Origin of the sequence: Streptomyces sp. TLI_146, from assembly GCF_002846415.1 — a bacterium.
Lineage (GTDB): Bacteria > Actinomycetota > Actinomycetes > Streptomycetales > Streptomycetaceae > Streptomyces.
This window is the reverse complement of sequence record NZ_PJMX01000001.1, coordinates 616,437-635,597: the sequence shown is the minus strand read 5'-3', so window position 1 is coordinate 635,597 and position 19,161 is coordinate 616,437. Positions and strand designations below refer to the sequence as shown.

Below are 19,161 nucleotides of genomic sequence, written 5' to 3'. Positions count from 1 at the left end.
CGCCGGAGCACAGGGGGTACACAGCGCATCGGGTATGGGGCGGACGGGGGGCCGGCCTGCCGGAGAGTATCGGCGCGTACACGGTGGAGCGGGAGCTGGGGGCCGGTGGGATGGGCACCGTCTATCTCGCGCGTTCGCGCGGTGGACGGGCAGTGGCCGTGAAGGTGGCGCGCCCGGAGCTCGCGGCCGATCCCCACTTTCGGGAGCGGTTCCGTGCGGAGGTCGCAGCCGCGCGGAGTGTGGGCGGCTTCCATACGGCCCCCGTGGTGGACGCGGACCCGGCGGCAGCGGCGCCTTGGCTGGCCACGGCGTATTTCCCGGGCCCACGCTCGCCGCACTGCTCGAGGCAGAGGGCCCGATGGACGAGGCGCGGTTGCGGCAGCTGGGCGCGGCCCTCGCCGAGGCGCTGGCGGCGATCCACGGCTGCGGCCTGGTGCACCGTGACCTGAAGCCCGGCAACATCATCATGGCCTCGGACGGCCCCCGGGTTCTGGACTTCGGTATCTCCCGGGCCTGTTCGCGCCGGCCACCGCAACGTACTCGCCCACGGTGGTGGTACCTCCGCTGCCTTCCTACGCACCGCCCAGTGCCGTCCCGTCGCACCAGGCCCCGACCGAGCCTGCTCCTGTGGGTGAGGCGTCGGCCGACGCCGGCCCCGCATTCGTGGCGACCGGCCCGACTGGCTCCCTCCTGATCGACGCTGTGGGCGTCGCCCTGGGTTCGGAGGCCGGGAGACGGCGGTGCACTTGGGTCGAGATCAGAACCGTCGAGTACGTGCCCGAGGGTCCCAAAGACGTCAGGGTCACCGTCCGCCTCCACAACGGCGCCACCCACGGGTGCCTGCTCGCCGCTCGCAGGCGGGCCCAGGTGCGGGAGTGGCTGGAGGACCTGCCCCTGATCCTGGAGTGCTTCATGTAGCTTCGGCAGCGACCGCCGCTTCTCCATCCGCCGCGGTGATGTCCTTGCCCTCGCCGTCAGTTGCCTCCACGTCGTTCGTCACCTGCCGTCCTGACCTGCTTGCGGTAGGCCCCCGGCGGACATCCGAAGTGTCGTTTAAACGCTTTGGCGAAGGCGAACTCCGACGTGTACCCCGTGTGCTGCGCGATGGTGGTCAGCGGGGCGGGTGATTGGTGCAGCAACCGTGCCGCGGTGGCCATCCGCCAGTTGGTCAGGTAGGTCAACGGCGGCTCGCCGACCACCGAGGCGAAGCGGCGGGCGAACGCCGCGCGGGACAGCCCGGCGCGGGCGCCCAGCGTCTCCACGGTCCAGGGATGGCCGGGATCGGCGTGGATCGCCTTGAGGGCCGGGGCGACTGCCGGGTCGGTCAGCGCGGCCGTCCAGCCCCGGGTCCGCTCCTTCGGCAGTTCGGCGTACCACGACCGCAGGATGTACAGCAGCAGCAGATCGATGAGCGCCGTGACGACCGCGTCCGAACCCGGCTGCGGCGAGTGGAACTCGGCGCACAGCTGATCGACCGCCGAGCGCAGCACCGGGTGGCGGCCCGGAACCGCGGGGAGGTGGATGACTTCCGGCAGATCGCTGAACAGCGGATGCGGGCGATCGACGTCGATGGCGTACGCGCCGCACACCAGCACCGTGTGCGGCCCAGACCCGTCCATGGTGACCTGGCCGATCGGCGAGGAACGGTCCACGCGCTCCGGTACGAAGTCCACCGGATCGCGGCCCGGCACATCACACAGGGTGTGTCCGCTGCCGCGCCGGAGGAACACGATGTCGCCGGGTCCGAGCGGGAGTGGTTGGCCGTGCGGTGGCAGCAGGTAGCAGTGTCCTTCCACGACGACGTGGAATCCGGCTCCTGAGATGGGTTGGAACTTCAGGGCCCATGGGGCGTGCGCGTCGGTGCGAGTCACCATCGGGCGTCCCGTGCGCAGGACTTCGAGTGTGTCGCTCAGGATGTCCATTGCACCACTCTAGTGCCTGTATGGCGAGACGATGTGACAGGGAATCGAGACTTCTAGTCATTCAATGTCTCGATGTGGAGGCGTACGTTCTTGCCACGGCAGTCGCCGAACCCCGGCACTGCATCGACGAAGGAATGGATCCCATGTCTCTGGCCGGCAAGAAGATCGTGATCATCGGCGGAACCTCCGGCATCGGCTTCGCGGTAGCCCGACAGGCCGCGGCGGCCGGCGCGGAGGTCGTGGTCGCCTCCAGCAATCAGGACCGCGTGGACGCCGCGACGAGGCGGTTGGGCAAGGCGGCCGAAGGGCGCCGCCTGGACGTCGCCGACGGCAACGCCATCGCCGCGTTCTTCGAGCAGGTGGGGGAGTTCGATCACCTCGTCTACACCGCGGGCGAATCTCTGCTGATCAAGCCGTTGGTCGACACCACCCCGCAGGAGGCCAGGGCCGTCTTCGAGCGCCGGTTCTGGGGCGCGTTCCTCTGCGCCAAGTACGCCGCACCGCGACTGCGTGAGGGCGGCTCGATCACTTTCAGCTCCGGCGTACTCGCGATCCGCCCGCTGTCCGGAACCGCGCTCACCGCAGGTATCACCGGCGGTATCGAGGCCTTCTCCCGGGCACTCGCCGTCGAACTCGCCCCTCTGCGCGTCAACGTGATCCAGCCCGGTGTGATCCGCACCGAGTTGTGGGACGGCAGTGTCCCGGACCCGGAGGCTTTCCTCCAGGACGCCGGATCCGAGCTGCTCACGCGGCGTGTCGGCACTGCCGAGGAAGCCGCGGCGGCCTATCTCTTCGCCTTGTCCAACGCCTACGTCACCGGCACCACGCTCGCGATAGACGGCGGAGCGGCGCTGGTGTGACAGCGGGTCTCCGCCCCTCAGGGGGTAGACCGCGAAGTCACATCGCCGTACTGGTCGGGGTCCGGTACTGGTGGCACCACGCCGGCTGGGCCCGTGTCCCCGTGCCGTGCACGAGGACGCGGGCCCCGGCGGCGCGATCAGCGGTCGTGGAGAAGGGCCACCGCTTCGGCGAAGTCGGCATACGCGGGTGGGAAGGCCTGTGCCGCGACGAGGAACATCGACCGGTCGATGAGGGGCCCGGGCGAGGCGTGCGGCGTCGTCGTGCAGGCGGCGGGCGAGCGTCACACCCTCGGCGAAGAGCTTCGTCCCTGGCGGGCTGTGCGCTGTCGTGCCATTTCCTGGGCGCAGGAGGTCAACGAGGCCGGTCGGGGAGCTCGTAGCTTGAGGAAGTGCCGAGCCGCGGACGCGGCGGGCGCGCTACCGATGGTTGCGAAAGGACCCCTCATGTTTGATATCAACAAGGTGCAGGCTGCCCCCAGTTCGGACCTGCTCACGCCGGACAACGCGGTCATGCTCTTCGTCGACCACCAGCCGCAGATGTTCTTCGGCACCGGCAGCGGCGACCGTGCCGCGATCATCAACAGCACCGTGGGCCTTGCCAAGGCGGCTCAGGCTTTTGACGTACCGACGGTTCTGACCACGGTCGCCGCCGAGTCGTTCTCCGGGCCCCTGCTGCCGCAGCTCGCCGAGGTGTTCCCCGAGCACGAGGTCATCGACCGGACCACCATGAACGCCTGGGAGGACGAGGCGCTTGTCGCGGCGGTCAAGGCGACCGGGCGCAAGAAGATCATCCTGTCAGGTCTGTGGACCGAGGTCTGCCTGGTGCTGCCCGCGCTCTCGGCGCTGGAGCAGGGGTATGAGGTGTACGTCGTGAGCGACGCCTCCGGCGGCGTCAGCCCGGCCGCCCACGAGCACGCCCTGCAGCGGATGATCGCCGCCGGCGCGGTGCCCGTGACCTGGGTCCAGGTCCTTCTGGAGCTGCAGCGCGACTGGGCGCGGCAGGAGTCGTACGGCGCGGTCATGGAGATCGTCAAGGCCCACGCCGGTGCGTACGGCCTGGGTGTCGTGTACGCGCAGAGCGTCATCGGCGCGCACGCGGCCGGCTGACCCCTGTGGACACCGGCATTCTGATCCTGCGTCTGCTGGTGGGGCTGCTCGTCGCCGGCCACGGTGTGCAGAAGGTCAGCTCGCACCTGGGCGGCAAGGGACTGGCGGGCGGCACCGAGGAGTTCCGCGCCGACGGTTTCCGCGGTGGCGCCCTCACCGCGCTGGCGGCGGGCGCCGGTCAGATCGGCTCGGGCCTGCTGCTCGCCGCAGGCCTCCTGACGCCGCTCGCCGCGACCGGCGCCACCGGGGTCATGACGGTCGCGCTCACCGTGAAATGGCGCCACGGGCTCTGGGTGCAGAATGACGGGTACGAGTATCCGCTCGTTCTGATCGGCACCGTCATCGCCCTCGCCGCCACCGGCCCCGGCGCCTGGTCCCTGGACGCAGTCCTCGGCCTCACGCCCTACCCGGTGTGGTGGGCCGCCCTCGCGCTCGCGGCCGGTCTCGGCAGCGGGCTCCTCACCCGGCTCGTCCTGCACCGGTCCGCCCCGGCGGCACGGAACGCCGCTGCCCCCGGCAGTCGCTGAGCGCTCGGCGCGAGCCGCGCAGACCGGGTCCGGCCGCCCGCGTAACCCCTGACCGGGTGGCCGGACCCTTCCCTCTCTCTTCCTCCTCAGGAGCACTCGATGGACACCCTCACGCCTCCGCACGGCGGCGGTCAGCCGCTGCTGCACCAGAAGGGCGCCGAGACCCAGGCGTTCGGCACGCTCAAGCAGTTGCCGATCGGCCTCGGCCACGACACCCGCATGTACGGCTGCCAGCGGCTGAACCGGGTCCTGGCCGACACGCAGATCCTCCACTCCCTCTACAAGAAGCACCACTGGCTCATGCGCGGGGCGACCTTCTACTCGCTCCATCTGATGCTGGACAAGCACGCGGAGGCCCAACTGGCCATCGTGGACGCGCTGGCCGAGCGGGTCCAGAGCCTCGGCGGCGTCGCCGTCGGGGACCCTCGCCACGTCGCGGAGCTGACGGCGATTCCCCGTCCGCCGGACGGCGTCGAGCCGGTGCCCGTCATGCTGTCGCGGCTCCTCGATGCGCACGAGCGGATCCTGATCGACGCCCGGGACGCCGCCGCCCGGCTCTCCGGAGAGGGCGACGAGGGCAGCGCCGACCTCTTGGTCTCGGATGTGATCCGTACCGGCGAGGCGCAGGTGTGGTTCCTGGCCGAGCACCTCGTGGACACCCCGTTGGTGCGGGGCTGATGGATACGTACGACGTCATCGTGGTCGGCGGCGGACCGGCCGGCGAGGTCGTCGCCGAAGGGGCCGTCCGGTCGGGGCTGAGCGCCGTCGTCGTCGAGGCCGAGGCGGTCGGCGGCGAGTGCTCCTACCGTGCCTGCGTCCCGAGCAAGGCGCTGCTGCGACCCGGCGCCGCGCGAGCGGCGGCCCGCTCGGTGGAGGGAACACGGCAGGCGGTCACGGCAGCCCTCGACCCGGCGCGCGTCCTGGCCCGCCGTGACCGCTTCACCGGGCGCGGCGACGACACCGGCCAGGCCGACTGGCTCGAAGGTGCGGGCATCGCGCTCGTACGCGGACATGGACGGCTCGCGGGGGAGCGCCGGGTGGACGTGACCCGGGCCGACGGCACGGTCCGTGCCCTGCGGGCCCGACGTGCGGTCGTGCTCTGCACGGGCACGGAAGCCACCCTTCCGCCGGTCGAGGGGCTCGACCGGATCGATGTGTGGACGAGCCGAGAGGCCACCACCGCCGACGCGGTGCCCGAGCGGCTCGTCGTCATCGGCGGGGGAGTGGTGGCCTGCGAGATGGCCACCGCGTGGCGCTCGCTGGGCTCCCGCGTCACGGTGCTGGTCCGCGGCCAGGCCCTGCTGGGCGGTTGGGAACCCTGTGCGGGCGAAGAGGTCGCCCGGGGACTGAGCGATCTGGGCGTCAGCATCCGCTTCGGGGTGTCGGCCGTCCGGGTCGCCCGTGACGCCGACACCCGCACGGTGAGCGTGAGCACCGACGACGGCACGGTCCTCGACTGTGACGAGGTCCTCGCCGCCGTCGGCCGCCGACCGCGTACCGCGGACCTCGGTCTGGCCTCCGTCGGGCTGCCCGCAGGCGACTGGCTCCCGGTCGACGACACCTGTCGGGTCACCGCCGCCGAGGGCGAATGGCTCTATGCCGTCGGCGACGTGAACCACCGTGCGTCGCTGACCCACATGGCCAAGTACCAGGCCCGCGCCTGCGCGGCGGCGATCGCCGAGCGGGCCGCGGGACGCCCGGCCGTCACCGGCGGCCACCAGCCGTGGAGCGCGGAGGCCGACCGCGTCGCCGTCCCCCAGGCCGTCTTCACCCGCCCCGAGGTCGCGAGCGTCGGTCTCACCGAACGCGCGGCACGCGAAGCGGGTCTGACGGTACGTACGGTGGAGTACCGCATCGACGATGTCGCCGGCGCCGCGCTCCACGCGGACGACTACCGCGGCCTGGCCAAGCTCGTCGTCGACGAGGCGCGAGGGTTGGTCGTGGGCTGCACGCTCACCGGCCCGATGGCGAGCGAACTCATCCACACGGCCACCGTGGCCATCGTGGGCGAGGTTCCCATGGAGCGTCTGTGGCACGCCGTGCCCGCCTTCCCGACGGTGAGCGAGGTCTGGCTCCGGCTCCTGGAGGCCTACGGCCGCTGAGGCGAGATCCCGCCCGACCGTCGTACCTGCTCGGCCGAGCGTCGCACCCGCTTGCCCGACCGCCGTACCCGCGCGGCCGACCGTCGTACCCGCTCGCCCGTGCACCCGCCCGACCGGTCGGCGCCCGCACGCGCCAGCTCGGCCGCGCACCCCCGAACCCTTGGGAACCCGACAAGCGCCCCCTTCACCACCCGACAAGGACACCTCCATGCACCCCACGAGGCGCACCCTCACCCTTGCCGCCGTCCTGCCCGCGACGCTGGTGGCCCTGGGCGCGGCCGCACCCGTGAGTCACTCGGCCGCCGCCGCCGATCGGCACGGCTCCCGGCCCACGATCGTCCTGGTCCACGGGGCGTTCGCGGACGCCTCCAGCTGGAACGGCACGATCAGGCGGCTGCAGCGCGCCGGTTACCCCGTCCTCGCCCCCGCCAACCCGCTGCGTGGTCTCGCCGCGGACACCGCCTATCTGCGCAGTGCGCTGGACGCCGTCGACGGACCCGTCGTCCTGGTCGGCCACTCCTACGGCGGCGCCGTCATCAGTGGCGCCGCGGTGGGCGACAGCCGGGTGAAGGCCCTCGTCTACATCGCCGCGTTCACCCCGGACAAGGGCGAGAGCGCGGGCGAGCTCGCCGCCAAGTTCCCGGGATCCACCCTCGGTGACGCCGTGAACCCGCGGTCGTACCCGCTGCCGGGAGGTGGCACCGGCAGCGAACTCGTCATCGAGCGGGCCAAGTTCCCCCGGCAGTTCGCCGCGGACGTTCCCGGCGCCGAGGCCGCCGTCATGGCCGCGACGCAGCGCCCGGTCGCCACCGCCGCGCTGGAGGAGAAGGCCCAGGGAGCGGCTTGGAAGACGATCCCGTCCTGGGCGCTGGTCGCGACCGCCGACAAGAACATCCCGCCGGTTGCCGAACGGTGGATGGCCCGGCGCGCAGGCTCGCACATCACCGAAGTGGACGCGTCGCACGCCGTGGCCGTCTCCCGTCCGGCTGTGGTCACCGACGTGATCCTCGACGCCGTACGGGCGACCCGCTGAGCCTTCGACCTGCCCCATCCCAACATCCCCAGAAGGAGAAACCCCTCATGAACAACCGTCCGGTCCTCGAACCCGCCGCCCAGGCGTTCGCCGAGGCCACGGCCCAGCCGCCGTACCTCTACCAGATCCCCGTCGCCGAGGGCCGTAAGGCCGTGGACGACGTCCAGAGTGGCGAGGGTGTTCCCCTGCCCGCCGTCGACGAGGAGTGGATCACCGTTCACGGCGGCCCCACTGGCGACGTCCGCGCCCGGATCGTCCGGCCGCGCGGCGCCACCGGGCCGCTTCCCGTCATCCTCTACATCCACGGCGCGGGCTGGGTCTTCGGCAACGCCCACACCCACGACCGGCTCGTGCGCGAACTCGCCGTCGGCAGCCGTGCGGCCGTGGTGTTCCCCGAGTACGACCTCTCGCCCGAGGCGCGCTATCCCGTCGCGATCGAGCAGAACTACAGCGTGGCCCAGTGGGTCGCCCGCGAGGGCCACCACAAGGACCTCGACGGTACGCGGATCGCCGTCGCGGGCGACTCGGTCGGCGGCAACATGAGCGCCGCCCTCACCCTCATGGCCAAGCAGCGCGGCGATGTCACGCTCGTCCAGCAGGTCCTGTTCTACCCGGTCACGGACGCGGGCTTCGACACCGGCTCCTACCACCGGTTCGGCGAGGGGTACTTCCTGCGCCGCGAGGCCATGAGGTGGTTCTGGGACCAGTACACGACCGATGAGGCCGAGCGCGCCCAGATCACCGCCTCCCCGCTGCGCGCCTCCACCGAGCAGCTCACCGGACTGCCGCCGGCCCTGGTCATCACCGCCGAGGCCGATGTCCTGTGCGACGAGGGCGAGGCGTACGCGGCGAAGCTCCGTGCCGCCGGCGTCCCCGTCACCGCCCTGCGCGTGCAGGGCGTCATCCACGACTTCGTGATGCTGAACGCGCTGCGCGAGACGCAGGGCGCGGAACTCGCCATCGGTCTCGCCACCGCCACGCTGCGCAAGGCCTTCGCATGACCGGGCCGTCGACGAGCATGCCGGTGGCGGGCCTCGTTCCCGCCGCGCGGAGGCAGCCCGAGCACGCCGACCTTCTGGTCCGCAACGCCAAGGTGTTCACCGGTGACCCGGACCGCCCCGAGGCCCGTGCCGTCGCCATCCGCGACGGCCGGGTCGCGGCCCTCGGTGACGACCACGACCTCGCCCACCTCGTCGGGCCGCAAACGAGGGTCGTCGACGCCCTCGGCCGCCGGGTGATCCCCGGCCTGAACGACTCGCATCTGCATGTCATCCGGGGCGGCCTGAACTACGTCCTGGAGCTGCGCTGGGACGGCGTTCGAAGCCTGCGGCACGCCCTGGCGATGCTGCGCGAGCAGGCGGGCCGCACCCCCAAGGGGCAGTGGATCCGGGTGGTGGGCGGCTGGACCGCCGAGCAGTTCGCCGAGCGCAGGATGCCGACCGTCGCCGAGCTGAACGCCGCCGCCCCCGACACCCCGGTCTTCGTTCTGCATCTGTACCAGTCGGCCCTGATGAACCGGGCCGCGGTGCAGGCAGCCGGATTCACGCGGGACACCCCGGATCCGCGCGGCGGGCAGATCGTGCGGGGGCGGGACGGTGAACCCAACGGCGTCCTGCTCGCCGCTCCGAGCGCTCTGGTCCTGTACTCCACCCTGGCCAAGGCCCCGGCTCTCGCCGAGGCCGACAAGCGGACGTCGACGCGTCACTTCCTGCGTGAGCTGAACCGCTTCGGACTGACGTCCGCGGTCGATGCCGCCGGCGGGTTCCAGAACTTCCCCGACAACTACGCCACGGTCGTCGACCTCGCCAGGTCGGGGGAGTTGACCCTGCGGATCGCCTACCACCTCTTTCCCCAGACGGCCGGGCAGGAGCTCGCCGACCTGAAGCGCTGGACCGAGATGGTCAAGCCCGGGGACGGGGACGAATGGCTCCGGCTGAACGGCGCGGGCGAGAACCTGACCTGGGCGGCCGCCGACTTCGAGAACTTCTCCGAGCCCCGGCCCGAGCTTGCCGCAGGGTACGAGAGTGAATTCGAGAGCGCCGTCCGGCTCCTCCTGGAGAACGGCTGGGGCTTCCGGCTCCATGCGACCTACGACGAGACGATCCGTCGCGACCTGGCCGTCTTCGAGAAACTCGCCGCGGAGGGACTGTTCCCCGGCGGCAACCGCTGGCTCTTCGACCACGCCGAGACCGTCTCGGCCGACAGCCTCGACCGGATCGCCGCCTTGGGCGGCGCCGTCTCGGTGCAGAACCGGATGTCCTTCCAGGGCGCGGCGTTCCTGGACCGCTACGGCGCCGAGGCAGCCGCCCACACCCCGCCGGTCCGGGCCATGCTCGACCGGGGCCTGACCGTCGCGGCCGGAACCGACGCCACCCGCGTCTCCTCGTACAACCCGTGGGTGGCACTGCACTGGCTGGTCACCGGGCGCACCGTAGGCGGCGGGGCCCTCTACCCGGCCGCGAACCTGGTCGACCGGGAGACCGCCCTCGGCCTCTACACCCGTGGGGGAGCCCGGCTCACCGGTGAGCAGGACGTCAAGGGGACCTTGCGCGAAGGCTCGTACGGCGATCTCGCCATGCTCTCCGAGGACTACCTCACCGTGCCCGAGGACGTCATTCCCGGTATCGAGTCCGTCCTGACCGTCGTCGGCGGCCGCATCGTCTACGCGACCGCGGAGTACGAGGGGCTCGACGAGGCGGTCCCGCCGGTGAGCCCCCAGTGGAGCCCGGTGGCCCACTTCGGCGGCTACCAGTCGGGTGCCCGCCAGGCGTCACGCGTGGCCGAGGCCGTCGCCGAGTCCGAGCAGCACCGCCACTGGCGCGTCGCGCGCGGCGCCGCTCCCGGGACGACGCCGTCCTTCGTCGACCCCTGCTTCGATCACTGAAAGTGAGATCCACCCGATGACCGCAGCCTCCCCCGCCGCCGACGACGGCGACACCGCGCCAACCCAGCCGGACGTCGTCCCGGAGCGCCGTTTCGAGCCGGACCTCAGGTCGATGACCCGGATCACCCTGCGCCCCATCGCCTCACCCATGCCGCTCGGCTTCTTCACGATAGCCATCGCTTCCGTGATGACGGGCTGCCTCCAGCTCGGGATCTTCGACGAGGCGGCCCGCGCCGCCGTCGCGTTCACCGTGCTGCCGGCCTTCGTCCTCCAACTCCTGGTCAGCGTCCTGGCCTTCGGCGCCCGTGACGTGATCGCGGCGACGCTGATGGCGGTGTTCGCCGGCAGCTGGCTGCCTTACTCGCTCATCATGCTCACCGGCGCGGACGACGGCCTCCAGGTCCTGGGCGTGTTCAACCTGGCGCTCCTGTGCTTCGGGGCGCTGATGACCGCCGTGACCCGGCCCAAGCGCGCGCTGTGGTTCGTCCTCGCGGCCTCGCTGCCCCGCTGGTTGGCCACCGGCCTCGCGGGGGTCACCGGCACGGAGTGGCTGACCCGCACCTCCGGTGCGCTCGGCCTCGTGGTGGCGCTCGTCGCGATGTACACGGCGTTCGCCCTGATGCTCGAGGACATGCGCAGCGAGCAGGTCCTGCCGATCGGCCGCAGCGGCCCCGCCCACCTCGCCATGGAAGGCGGCCTGGCCGTCCAGCTGCGCAACCTGGAACGCCATGCGGGCGTGCGCCGCACGCTGTGACCGCACCCGCCACCACCTCACACCACGACCGCGCAGGAGCACAACGCCGACCTGGTGCCCGAGGGCACCGGGCCCGCTTCGGCCTGTGAGACACGACGCAAACCCCAAACCTTCCCCATCCCGAGGAGTTCCCCCATGCCCCAACACGCCCGTCCCACCGTCGTCCTGGTCCACGGCGCCTTCGCCGACGCCTCCAGCTTCGCCCGTGTCATTCCCGAACTGACCGCCGCCGGCGTGGACGTGGTGGCCCCGGCGGTGCCCAACCGCAGCCTCGTCGAGGACGCCGCGTACATCGCCTCGGTGATCCGTGCCGTCGACGGCCCCGTGATCCTGGTGGGGCACTCCTACGGCGGCGCCGTCATCACCCTCGCCGGGACACAGGACAACGTCCGTGCACTGGTGTACGTGGCGGGATACGCGCTGGAGGAGGGCGAGAGCCTGGGCGAGCTGCAGGGCCGCTTCCCCGACTCCGGCCTCGCCGACGCGCTCGTCTACACCCCGTTCCCGGTGGCCGGCTCCACGGAGAGCGGCACCGACGTCTCGGTGGCGGTCGACCGGTTCCCAGCCCTTTTCGCCGCGGACGTCGAGCCCGGCCTCGCCGCGGTGCTCGCCGTCTCCCAGCGTCCCCTGGCCGCGCGTGCCTTCACGGAGGCGGCGCCTGTCGCCGCGTGGAAGACCAAGCCTTCGTGGGGTCTGGTGGCCTCCCGCGACCGTACGATCAACCCCGATGTGGAGCGCTTCGGCTATGAGCGCGCCGGTATGACCACCGTCGAGGTCGACTCCTCCCACCTGGTCATGCTGGCCCGGCCCAAGGCTGTGGCGGAGCTGATCCAGGACGCGATCCGGTCCACCGTCGATGGGTCCGATCAGGCCGACTCGAACGATTAGTCGATGTTGTTCGAGCGCTGGTAGCTTCTGATCGCCCCCGAGAGCCTCGGCGGGCGATCGGAGGAGATCCACCCATGAGGTTCGGCGTGAGGACCGCGCTCGCCGTCATCGCCGTTGCCGCCCTCGGCGCCGCCTGCGGTGCTTCCCAGGACAGCGCTTCGCGGTCGCACTCCACCGCGGACTGCGGCCCGTACGCCCGGTACGGCGAGCACCCCGGCACCAAGGTCACCGTCTACGGGGAGAACCGGGACCGGGAAGCCGACCTGTTCGAAGAGACCTGGGCGGACTTCGCGCACTGCACGGGCATCGACGTCCAGTACGAGGGGGACGGGGAGTTCGAGGCGCAGATCCAGCTTCGGGTCGACGGCGGGAGCGCGCCCGACATGGCGTTCTTCCCCCAGCCTGGCCTCCTGGAACGCTTCGCCCGGGCGGGCAAGCTCAAGCCCGCCGGCGCCGGGGTCGTGGCCCTCGCGAAGAAGGGCTGGTCGGCGGACTGGAACAGCTACGCGACCGTCGACGGCACCCTCTACGGCACGCCGTTGGTCGCGAACGTGAAGTCGTTCGTCTGGTACTCCCCGAAGTTCTTCCGGGAGCGGGGACTGAGCGTTCCCCGCACGTGGTCCGAGCTGATGGCGGTGACGGAGAAGGTCGCGGCCTCAGGGGTCAAGCCGTGGTGCGCGGGCGTGGAGTCCGCCGAGGCGACCGGCTGGCCCGTGACGGACTGGATCGAGGACGTCCTGCTGCGCCAGCAGGGCCCCGGCGTCTACGACCAGTGGGTCACCCACAAGATCCCGTTCAATGACCCGCGGGTGATCCGGGCCATGGACACCGTGGGGTCCATCCTCAAGAACGACCGGTACGCCAACGGCGGTTTCGGTCCGGCCCGGTCGGTGGCGTCGATCTCCTACCAGGAGGCCGGCACACCGATCCTCTCCGGCGACTGCGCGATGCACCGCCAGGCCTCGTTCTACGCCGATCTGTGGCCGAAGGGAACGCAGATCGGACCGGACAAGGACGTCTACGCCTTCCTGCTGCCCGGGGCCGAGCCGACCGCCCACCCCGTACTGGGCGGTGGGGTGTTCACCGCGGCGTTCGCCGACCGCCCCGAAGTGCGGGCGTTCCAGGAGTATCTGGCCTCCGCGGACTTCGCGAACGCACGCATGAAGAAGGGCCCTTTCGTCTCCGCGAACCGGGGTGTGGACCCGGCGAACGCCGCCACCCCGGTCGACAGGCTCTCCATCCAGCTGCTCCAGGATCCCCAGGCGCAGTTCCGGTTCGACGGTTCGGACCTGATGCCCGCGTCGGTCGGCGCGGGCACGTTCTGGAAGGGCGCCGTCGACTGGATCGGCGGCAAGGGCACCCAGCAGGTGGCCGACTCCATCGAACGGTCCTGGCCGAGCCACTGATGTCGTTCGATGTCGTCGCCCAGCGGCCCAAGCTGCTGTATCTCCTCCAGGGCGTCGCCGCCTTCGCGGCGGTGGTCTGCTTGATCCTTCTGGTGCTGCACCGGGGGCCGGTACGCAGGAGGTCCGCGGCCCTGATCCTGCTGGCTCCCGCGCTGTTGCTGCTCACGGTGGGTCTGCTCCTGCCCGCTCTGCGCACCCTGATGCTGTCGTTCACCGGCCGTGGGGGAGAGGCGTGGGCCGGGCTGGACAACTACGAATGGCTTTTCACCGACCCCCGGGCGCTGGTGGCGCTGCGCAACACCGTTGCGTGGGTGGTGCTCGTACCGCTGACGGCCACCGCGGTCGGTCTCCTGTACGCGGCGGCCGTCGTACGGTCGCGGTTCAGGGCGTTCGCGCTGTCCCTCCTCCTGATGCCGATGGCGATCTCCTTCGTTGGCGCGGGTGTCGTCTGGAAGTTCGTCTACGCCTACCGACCCGCGCAGGACGGGCAGATCGGGCTGCTGAACCAGCTCGTCGTCGCGTTCGGCGGCGAACCACGGCAATGGCTCGCCGACTCGCCCTGGAACGTTCTGTTCCTCATCGTGGTGATGGTGTGGACCCAGGCGGGCTTCGCGGCCGTCCTGCTGGCCGGTGCGATCAGGGCCGTTCCCGGTGAGGTGATCGAGGCGGCCCGACTCGACGGCGCCTCCGCCCGGCAGATCTTCTGGCGGATCACCCTGCCGTCGATCAGACCGACGCTGATCGTCGTGGTCCTCGCCCAGGCGATCGGCACGCTCAAGGCCTTCGACATCGTCAAGACCATGACCGGCGGCCAGTTCGACACGGACGTCATCGCCCACGACATGTACAACCAGGCCTTCCGCTACGGCGAAACGGGCCACGGCGCGGTGCTTGCCGTACTCCTCTTCGTCCTCGTCACCCCCTTCGTGGCCTACCAGGTCCGGGCGCGGCGGAGGGCGGGGTGAGCGGCGTCCGGGAGCGACTGGCCTCCCGCGCCTTCACGCTGCTCGCCGTGGTGATCGCGGTCCTGTGGACGACACCGACCCTGGCTCTGCTGCTCTCCTCGTTCCGCCCCGAGAAGGAGATCAAGACGACGGGCTGGTGGACCGTGTTCGGTGCGCCGCACCTCACGCTCGACAACTACGGCGCGGTGCTTTCGGGCGGCGGGAACGGGTCGGGGCGGCTCGCGGAGTACTTCGTCAACTCCATCGTCATCGCCCTTCCCTCGGTGCTGTTCCCGCTCGTGCTGGCCTTCTTCGCGGCGTACGCCCTGGCCTGGATCGATTTCAAGGGGCGCGACGCGCTCGTCGTCGGCATCTTCGCGCTCCAGGCCGTGCCGCTCCAGATGGCGCTCGTCCCTCTGCTGAAGCTCTTCTCCCAGGGCTGGCTGTTCCTGCCTGCATGGCACCTCACCGGTCCCGCGCGGTTCAGCCAGGTCTGGTTCGCCCACACGGTCTTCGCGCTGCCGTTCGCGGTGTTCCTCCTGCACAACTTCCTGGCAGCGCTGCCCCGGGACCTGATCGAGGCCGCCCGGGTCGACGGCGCCTCGCACGGCACGCTGCTGCTGCGGATCGTGCTGCCACTGGCCCGCCCGGCCCTGGTCACCTTCGCCATCATCCAGTTCATCTGGGTGTGGAACGACCTGCTGGTGGCCCTGACCCTGTCGGGAGGCACGGCCGAGACCGCGCCGATGACGGTCAAACTGGCCAGCCTGGCCGGGACGTACGGCAACGAGTGGCAGCGGCTCACCGCAGGAGCCTTCGTGGCGGCGCTCGTCCCACTGCTCGTCTTCTTCGCCCTGCAGCGGCACTTCGCGCGGGGGCTGCTCGCCGGATCGGTCAAGGGATGAGCCCCCAGCGGGCCGAAGCGGTACGCGTGGCGGCGCCCGGGGGCGCGGGGGTGAGCCGGCCCGGGCTGCGGGGCCGCGAAGCCGAGCTGGAGCAACTGCGCGCCCTGGTCGAGGCGGTGCGCGACGGCGGGGAAGGAGCGGTCGCGGTCCTGCTGGGCGAGCCCGGGATCGGCAAGACCGTCCTGTTGCAGGAGGCCGTTTCGCTCGCCAGGGCCCAGGGATTCGTCGTCAGCCATGGACGGGCCGAGGAACTGCACGAGCTGGCACCGCTGGCCTCACTGGCCTCGGGCCTGTTGCACGGTGACCCGCCGCTGCTGGCCCGTACGGACTTCGCCGACCTCGCCGACCACCACGACCAGCGCGTCTGGCTCGTCGAACGGCTGGCCCAGCTGATCGAGGAACGTGCGGCGGACACGCCCGTACTGATCGCGGTCGACGATGTGCAATGGGCCGACCCGCTGAGCCGGTTCGCCCTGGGCGTCATGCCGGCACGGCTGCTCAGCTCCCCGGTGCTGTGGCTGCTCACGGGCCGCGAGGACCCGCAACTGTACGGGCAGGGGCCGCGGACGACGACCCTTGCTTTGCGTCCGCTGTCCGAGACGGCCCTGGCCGAGCTGGCACACGACGTCCTGGGCGCGCAGGCGCCGGCGCGGGTCGCGGAGCTTCTCGACGGGGCGGGCGGCAATCCCTTCCTCGCGACCGAGATGCTCTCGGGCATCGCCGCGTCGGGCGCGGACGGGCCGGAACCGCCCGAGCGGCTGGTCCTCGGCGTGCGCGGCCGACTGGCCGAACTGCGGCCGGACACCCTCCACTTCCTGCGGATCGGCTCGGTACTCGGCCGCGCGTTCTCGCTCGCGGACGCCGCCGCCCTGTGCGCCCGGCCCGCCTCCACACTCGGCGCCGAAGTGGACGAGGCGATCGCCGCCGCTGTCCTTCACGACGACGGCGACCGCCTCCTGTTCCGCCACGACCTGCTCCGGGAGGCCGTGTACGCCGACCTCGCCCCCTCTGTACGCCGGGCGCTGCACCGGGAGGCCGCGCGTCGGCTCGTGGCGACGGGCCGGAGCTCCACCGACGCGGTCCCGCATCTGCTGAAGAGCGCCGAACCCGGCGACATGGAGGCGATCGGACTGCTCGGCACGGCCGCCCAGGACGTGATCGCCGTGATGCCCGACCTCGCCGCCGACCTGTCCGTCCGGGCCCTGGAACTCGTACCGCCCCATGCGCCCATGCTGTTCGACGTGGGCGAGCGGGCCATCGTCGCGCTGACCCGCGCGGGCCGGTACACCCAGGCACGCAGGACCGGCGACGGGCTGCTCGCCCGGCAGCCGTCCCTGGACGTCTTCGCCCGTCTGCAGTGCGTACTGGGCGACACGCTGTGGCACCTCGACGACGTCCACGAGCTGACCCGCCGCTCGACGGCGGCGCTGGCAGCCGTCACCGACCCGGTGATCCGCGCGCGGCTCACCGCCCGGCAGGCCCTGGCCCGCTCCCGCGGCCGCGACCTCGGGGTTGCGCGGGAGACCGGCGAACTGGCGCTCGCCGAGGCGGAGCGGGCCGGTGACCGCGAGGCTCGCGTCCTCGCCCTGTGGGGGCTCGGCGAGACGGCACTCAACGCGGGCGACTGTGCCGCCGCCGTCGAACACCACACGGCGCTGAGCGTGTTCGACACGGCCTTCCTTCCCGAGGAGGCCGTCGCCCGGATCCACCTGGACGACTTCGATGCCGTAAGGCGACTGCTGCGGACGGCGGGTGATGTACCCCTGCGCCCCGCGATGCTGATCTGGGCCCAGGCCACCCTGAACATGGGGCTCGGCCGACTCGACGACGCGGACGCCGACTTCGTCACCGCCGAACGGCTCGAAGCGGACCTCGATGTGCCCGGCAACCTGGTCAACATCCGCGTCAACCGCGGTCTTCTCGCGCTGCTGCGCGGCGACCGCGAAGCCGCACGCGAACACCTGGACGTCGTGAGGGCGACCGTCGCCGACCGGCCGAACACGGGCAACCACGCCGCGCACCAGTACTTCGAGGCCGTGGTCGCCGACGCCGACGGCGACCACACGGCAGCGGCCGAACGGGTCCGCTCGGTGCAGCGGGACCACCCCCTCCTGCGGTGGCGGCTCCTGCGCCCCCATCTCGTCCAGGCCGTGCGGATCGCCCTGCGCGGCGGGGACCGGAACCTGGCCGAGGACCTCGCGGCCCAGGCGGGCGAACACGCCGCCCGCAACCCCACCGTGCCGAGCGCCCAGGGGACGGCCGCCCACGCGGCCGCCCTGGTGACCGCCGACCACCAACTCCTGGAGGAGTCGGTGCGCATCCTCCTCACCGGCCCGCGGCCGCTGCCCCTCGCCGCCGCATCCGCCGACCTCGGACGCGCGCTGCTGACCGTGGGCGACGCCGCTGCGACACCTGCCCTGACCAGGGCGTACGACATCTACGCCCAGGCGGGGGCCGACGCCGAGGCCGACCGGATCCGGGCCGATCTGGAACGGGCCACAAGCCCCGGCCGGCGCACCAGAGGCCCGCGGCCGCGCGCCGACCAGGGCTGGGACGCGCTCACGGACTCGGAACGCAAGGTGGCCCGGTTGATCGCCGCGGGTCACACCAACCGGTCGGCCGCGCAGGCCCTCGTCGTCTCCCCGCACACGGTCAACACCCATCTGGCGTCGATCTTCCGCAAGCTCGCGGTGCGCTCCAGGGTCCACCTGGCTCGGATCGTCCTCGCGGAAGACGACACCGCGACAGCCACCGGCGGCTGAGCAACCTCTGCGCCCCGGTGCAAGGTGTGGTGCGCGGGACGACAACAGGAGGTGCGGGGCCGGTCCTAGCGTGACGGGCATACCGCGCCGCTCCGACGCGCGGACAGTCGACCCGAACTGAGGAAACACCCCATGCCGTTCATCACCGTGGGCCAGGAGAACACCAACCCCGTCGAGCTGTACTTCGAGGACCAGGGGGCCGGGCAGCCGGTCGTCCTCATTCACGGCTTTCCGCTCGACGGCCACTCCTGGGAGCGCCAGAGCGCCGCGCTGCTCGGGGCCGGATACCGCGTGATCACGTACGACCGCCGCGGCTTCGGGCAGTCCTCGCAGCCGACCACCGGCTACGACTACGACACCTTCGCGGCCGACCTGAACACCGTGATGGAGACCCTCGACCTGAACGACGCCGTCCTGGTCGGCTTCTCCATGGGCACCGGCGAGGTCGCCCGCTACCTCTCCACGTACGGCTCCGGCCGGGTCGCCAAGGCCGCCTTCCTGGCCTCGCTGGAACCCTGCCTGCTCAAGAGCGACGACAACCCGCAGGGCGTCGCCCCGCAGGAGTTCTTCGACGGCGTCGTCGCCGCCGTCAAGGCCGACCGGTACGCCTACTACACGGCCTTCTTCAACGACTTCTACAACCTCGACGAGAACCTGGGCACCCGCATCAGCGAGGAGGCCGTCCGCCACAGCTGGAACACCGCGGCCCGCGGCGGCTCCTTCGCCGCGTCCGCCGCCCCGGCTACCTGGTACACCGACTTCCGCGCCGACATCCCCGCCGTCGACGTGCCGGCCCTGATCCTGCACGGCACCGCTGACCGCATCCTGCCTGCCGAGGGCACCGCGCGCCCCTTCCACGCGGCGCTTCCGGCGGCCGACTACGTCGAGATCGAGGGCGCCCCGCACGGTCTGCTGTGGACCCACGCCGAAGAGGTCAACGCGGCCCTTCTCGCCTTCCTGGCGAAGTGACCCCGCACCGTCGAACCGCCGGGGTGGCACCGGAGCTCCGGCGTCACCCCGCCCCCCAGTTCCCGGCGAGGGAACCGGGACGAGCTCAGGAGAGCAGA

18 protein-coding genes are annotated in these 19,161 nt (G+C 71.6%); 17 read left to right on the top strand and 1 reads right to left on the bottom strand.

The window, feature by feature from the left end; translation table 11 throughout:
• The first annotated feature begins 34 nt into the window (after positions 1-34).
• Positions 35-694 (top strand): hypothetical protein, encoded by a 660-nt coding sequence (locus tag BX283_RS42105; RefSeq protein ID WP_306822773.1) that lies wholly within the window; start codon positions 35-37, stop codon positions 692-694.
• An 80-nt stretch (positions 695-774) separates the two neighbouring features.
• Positions 775-918, top strand: coding sequence for a hypothetical protein (locus tag BX283_RS41340; protein WP_257581813.1), 144 nt, complete (start codon positions 775-777; stop codon positions 916-918).
• 56 nt (positions 919-974) lie between these two features.
• Here the strand turns inward: BX283_RS41340 and BX283_RS02940 are convergent, their stop codons facing one another.
• Entirely contained in the window at positions 975-1,922 is a 948-nt protein-coding gene (locus BX283_RS02940; RefSeq protein ID WP_101386101.1) for an AraC family transcriptional regulator, read from the bottom strand.
• A gap of 143 nt (positions 1,923-2,065) precedes the next feature.
• Between BX283_RS02940 and BX283_RS02935 the strand changes: the two genes are divergently transcribed.
• From BX283_RS02935 to BX283_RS02865, 15 genes are all read left to right on the top strand, one after another.
• Complete coding sequence (locus BX283_RS02935; protein ID WP_101386100.1) at positions 2,066-2,782, top strand: SDR family oxidoreductase; 717 nt, start codon at positions 2,066-2,068, stop codon at positions 2,780-2,782.
• Positions 2,783-3,226: 444 nt separating this feature from the next.
• Complete coding sequence (locus BX283_RS02930; protein WP_101386099.1) at positions 3,227-3,889, top strand: hydrolase; 663 nt, start codon at positions 3,227-3,229, stop codon at positions 3,887-3,889.
• Between the two features lie 5 nt (positions 3,890-3,894).
• Positions 3,895-4,416 carry a DoxX family protein gene (locus BX283_RS02925; protein ID WP_101386098.1) on the top strand — a complete coding sequence of 174 codons (522 nt, stop codon included), beginning with the start codon at positions 3,895-3,897 and terminating at the stop codon, positions 4,414-4,416.
• 99 nt (positions 4,417-4,515) lie between these two features.
• The gene (locus BX283_RS02920; RefSeq protein WP_101386097.1) at positions 4,516-5,094 is read left to right on the top strand and encodes a Dps family protein; all 579 of its coding nucleotides are present in this window, start codon (positions 4,516-4,518) and stop codon (positions 5,092-5,094) included.
• Positions 5,094-6,518, top strand: coding sequence for an NAD(P)/FAD-dependent oxidoreductase (locus tag BX283_RS02915; RefSeq protein WP_101386096.1), 1,425 nt, complete (start codon positions 5,094-5,096; stop codon positions 6,516-6,518). The genes BX283_RS02920 and BX283_RS02915 overlap by 1 nt, the downstream gene beginning before the upstream one ends.
• 208 nt (positions 6,519-6,726) lie before the next feature.
• Entirely contained in the window at positions 6,727-7,551 is an 825-nt protein-coding gene (locus tag BX283_RS02910) for an alpha/beta fold hydrolase (protein WP_101386095.1), read from the top strand.
• A gap of 47 nt (positions 7,552-7,598) precedes the next feature.
• Positions 7,599-8,552 (top strand): alpha/beta hydrolase, encoded by a 954-nt coding sequence (locus tag BX283_RS02905; protein WP_101386094.1) that lies wholly within the window; start codon positions 7,599-7,601, stop codon positions 8,550-8,552.
• Positions 8,549-10,435 (top strand): amidohydrolase, encoded by a 1,887-nt coding sequence (locus tag BX283_RS02900; protein WP_101386093.1) that lies wholly within the window; start codon positions 8,549-8,551, stop codon positions 10,433-10,435. The genes BX283_RS02905 and BX283_RS02900 overlap by 4 nt, the downstream gene beginning before the upstream one ends.
• A gap of 16 nt (positions 10,436-10,451) precedes the next feature.
• A complete protein-coding gene (locus BX283_RS02895; protein WP_101386092.1) occupies positions 10,452-11,189 on the top strand; it encodes a GPR1/FUN34/YaaH family transporter in 738 nt (245 codons plus the stop codon).
• Positions 11,190-11,324: 135 nt separating this feature from the next.
• Entirely contained in the window at positions 11,325-12,077 is a 753-nt protein-coding gene (locus BX283_RS02890; RefSeq protein ID WP_101386091.1) for an alpha/beta fold hydrolase, read from the top strand.
• A 74-nt stretch (positions 12,078-12,151) separates the two neighbouring features.
• Positions 12,152-13,483, top strand: coding sequence for an ABC transporter substrate-binding protein (locus tag BX283_RS02885; protein ID WP_101386090.1), 1,332 nt, complete (start codon positions 12,152-12,154; stop codon positions 13,481-13,483).
• Positions 13,483-14,448 (top strand): carbohydrate ABC transporter permease, encoded by a 966-nt coding sequence (locus BX283_RS02880; RefSeq protein WP_101386089.1) that lies wholly within the window; start codon positions 13,483-13,485, stop codon positions 14,446-14,448. The genes BX283_RS02885 and BX283_RS02880 overlap by 1 nt, the downstream gene beginning before the upstream one ends.
• On the top strand, positions 14,445-15,332 hold the full coding sequence (locus BX283_RS02875; protein WP_101386088.1) for a carbohydrate ABC transporter permease: 888 nt from the start codon (positions 14,445-14,447) through the stop codon (positions 15,330-15,332). The genes BX283_RS02880 and BX283_RS02875 overlap by 4 nt, the downstream gene beginning before the upstream one ends.
• Positions 15,329-18,094 (top strand): AAA family ATPase, encoded by a 2,766-nt coding sequence (locus tag BX283_RS02870; RefSeq protein WP_101386087.1) that lies wholly within the window; start codon positions 15,329-15,331, stop codon positions 18,092-18,094. The genes BX283_RS02875 and BX283_RS02870 overlap by 4 nt, the downstream gene beginning before the upstream one ends.
• Positions 18,095-18,226: 132 nt before the next feature.
• On the top strand, positions 18,227-19,063 hold the full coding sequence (locus tag BX283_RS02865) for an alpha/beta fold hydrolase (protein WP_101386086.1): 837 nt from the start codon (positions 18,227-18,229) through the stop codon (positions 19,061-19,063).
• Positions 19,064-19,161 lie beyond the last annotated feature (98 nt).

Coding starts and splice junctions, on each gene's coding strand:
- BX283_RS02885 (WP_101386090.1), top strand. CDS start 12,152: ATGAGGTTCGGCGTGAGGACCGCGCTCGCCGTCATCGCCGTTGCCGCC.
- BX283_RS02880 (WP_101386089.1), top strand. CDS start 13,483: ATGTCGTTCGATGTCGTCGCCCAGCGGCCCAAGCTGCTGTATCTCCTC.
- BX283_RS02890 (WP_101386091.1), top strand. CDS start 11,325: ATGCCCCAACACGCCCGTCCCACCGTCGTCCTGGTCCACGGCGCCTTC.
- BX283_RS02900 (WP_101386093.1), top strand. CDS start 8,549: ATGACCGGGCCGTCGACGAGCATGCCGGTGGCGGGCCTCGTTCCCGCC.
- BX283_RS02920 (WP_101386097.1), top strand. CDS start 4,516: ATGGACACCCTCACGCCTCCGCACGGCGGCGGTCAGCCGCTGCTGCAC.
- BX283_RS02915 (WP_101386096.1), top strand. CDS start 5,094: ATGGATACGTACGACGTCATCGTGGTCGGCGGCGGACCGGCCGGCGAG.
- BX283_RS02910 (WP_101386095.1), top strand. CDS start 6,727: ATGCACCCCACGAGGCGCACCCTCACCCTTGCCGCCGTCCTGCCCGCG.
- BX283_RS02940 (WP_101386101.1), bottom strand. CDS start 1,922: ATGGACATCCTGAGCGACACACTCGAAGTCCTGCGCACGGGACGCCCG.
- BX283_RS02935 (WP_101386100.1), top strand. CDS start 2,066: ATGTCTCTGGCCGGCAAGAAGATCGTGATCATCGGCGGAACCTCCGGC.
- BX283_RS02870 (WP_101386087.1), top strand. CDS start 15,329: ATGAGCCCCCAGCGGGCCGAAGCGGTACGCGTGGCGGCGCCCGGGGGC.
- BX283_RS02905 (WP_101386094.1), top strand. CDS start 7,599: ATGAACAACCGTCCGGTCCTCGAACCCGCCGCCCAGGCGTTCGCCGAG.
- BX283_RS02865 (WP_101386086.1), top strand. CDS start 18,227: ATGCCGTTCATCACCGTGGGCCAGGAGAACACCAACCCCGTCGAGCTG.
- BX283_RS02930 (WP_101386099.1), top strand. CDS start 3,227: ATGTTTGATATCAACAAGGTGCAGGCTGCCCCCAGTTCGGACCTGCTC.
- BX283_RS02895 (WP_101386092.1), top strand. CDS start 10,452: ATGACCGCAGCCTCCCCCGCCGCCGACGACGGCGACACCGCGCCAACC.
- BX283_RS42105 (WP_306822773.1), top strand. CDS start 35: ATGGGGCGGACGGGGGGCCGGCCTGCCGGAGAGTATCGGCGCGTACAC.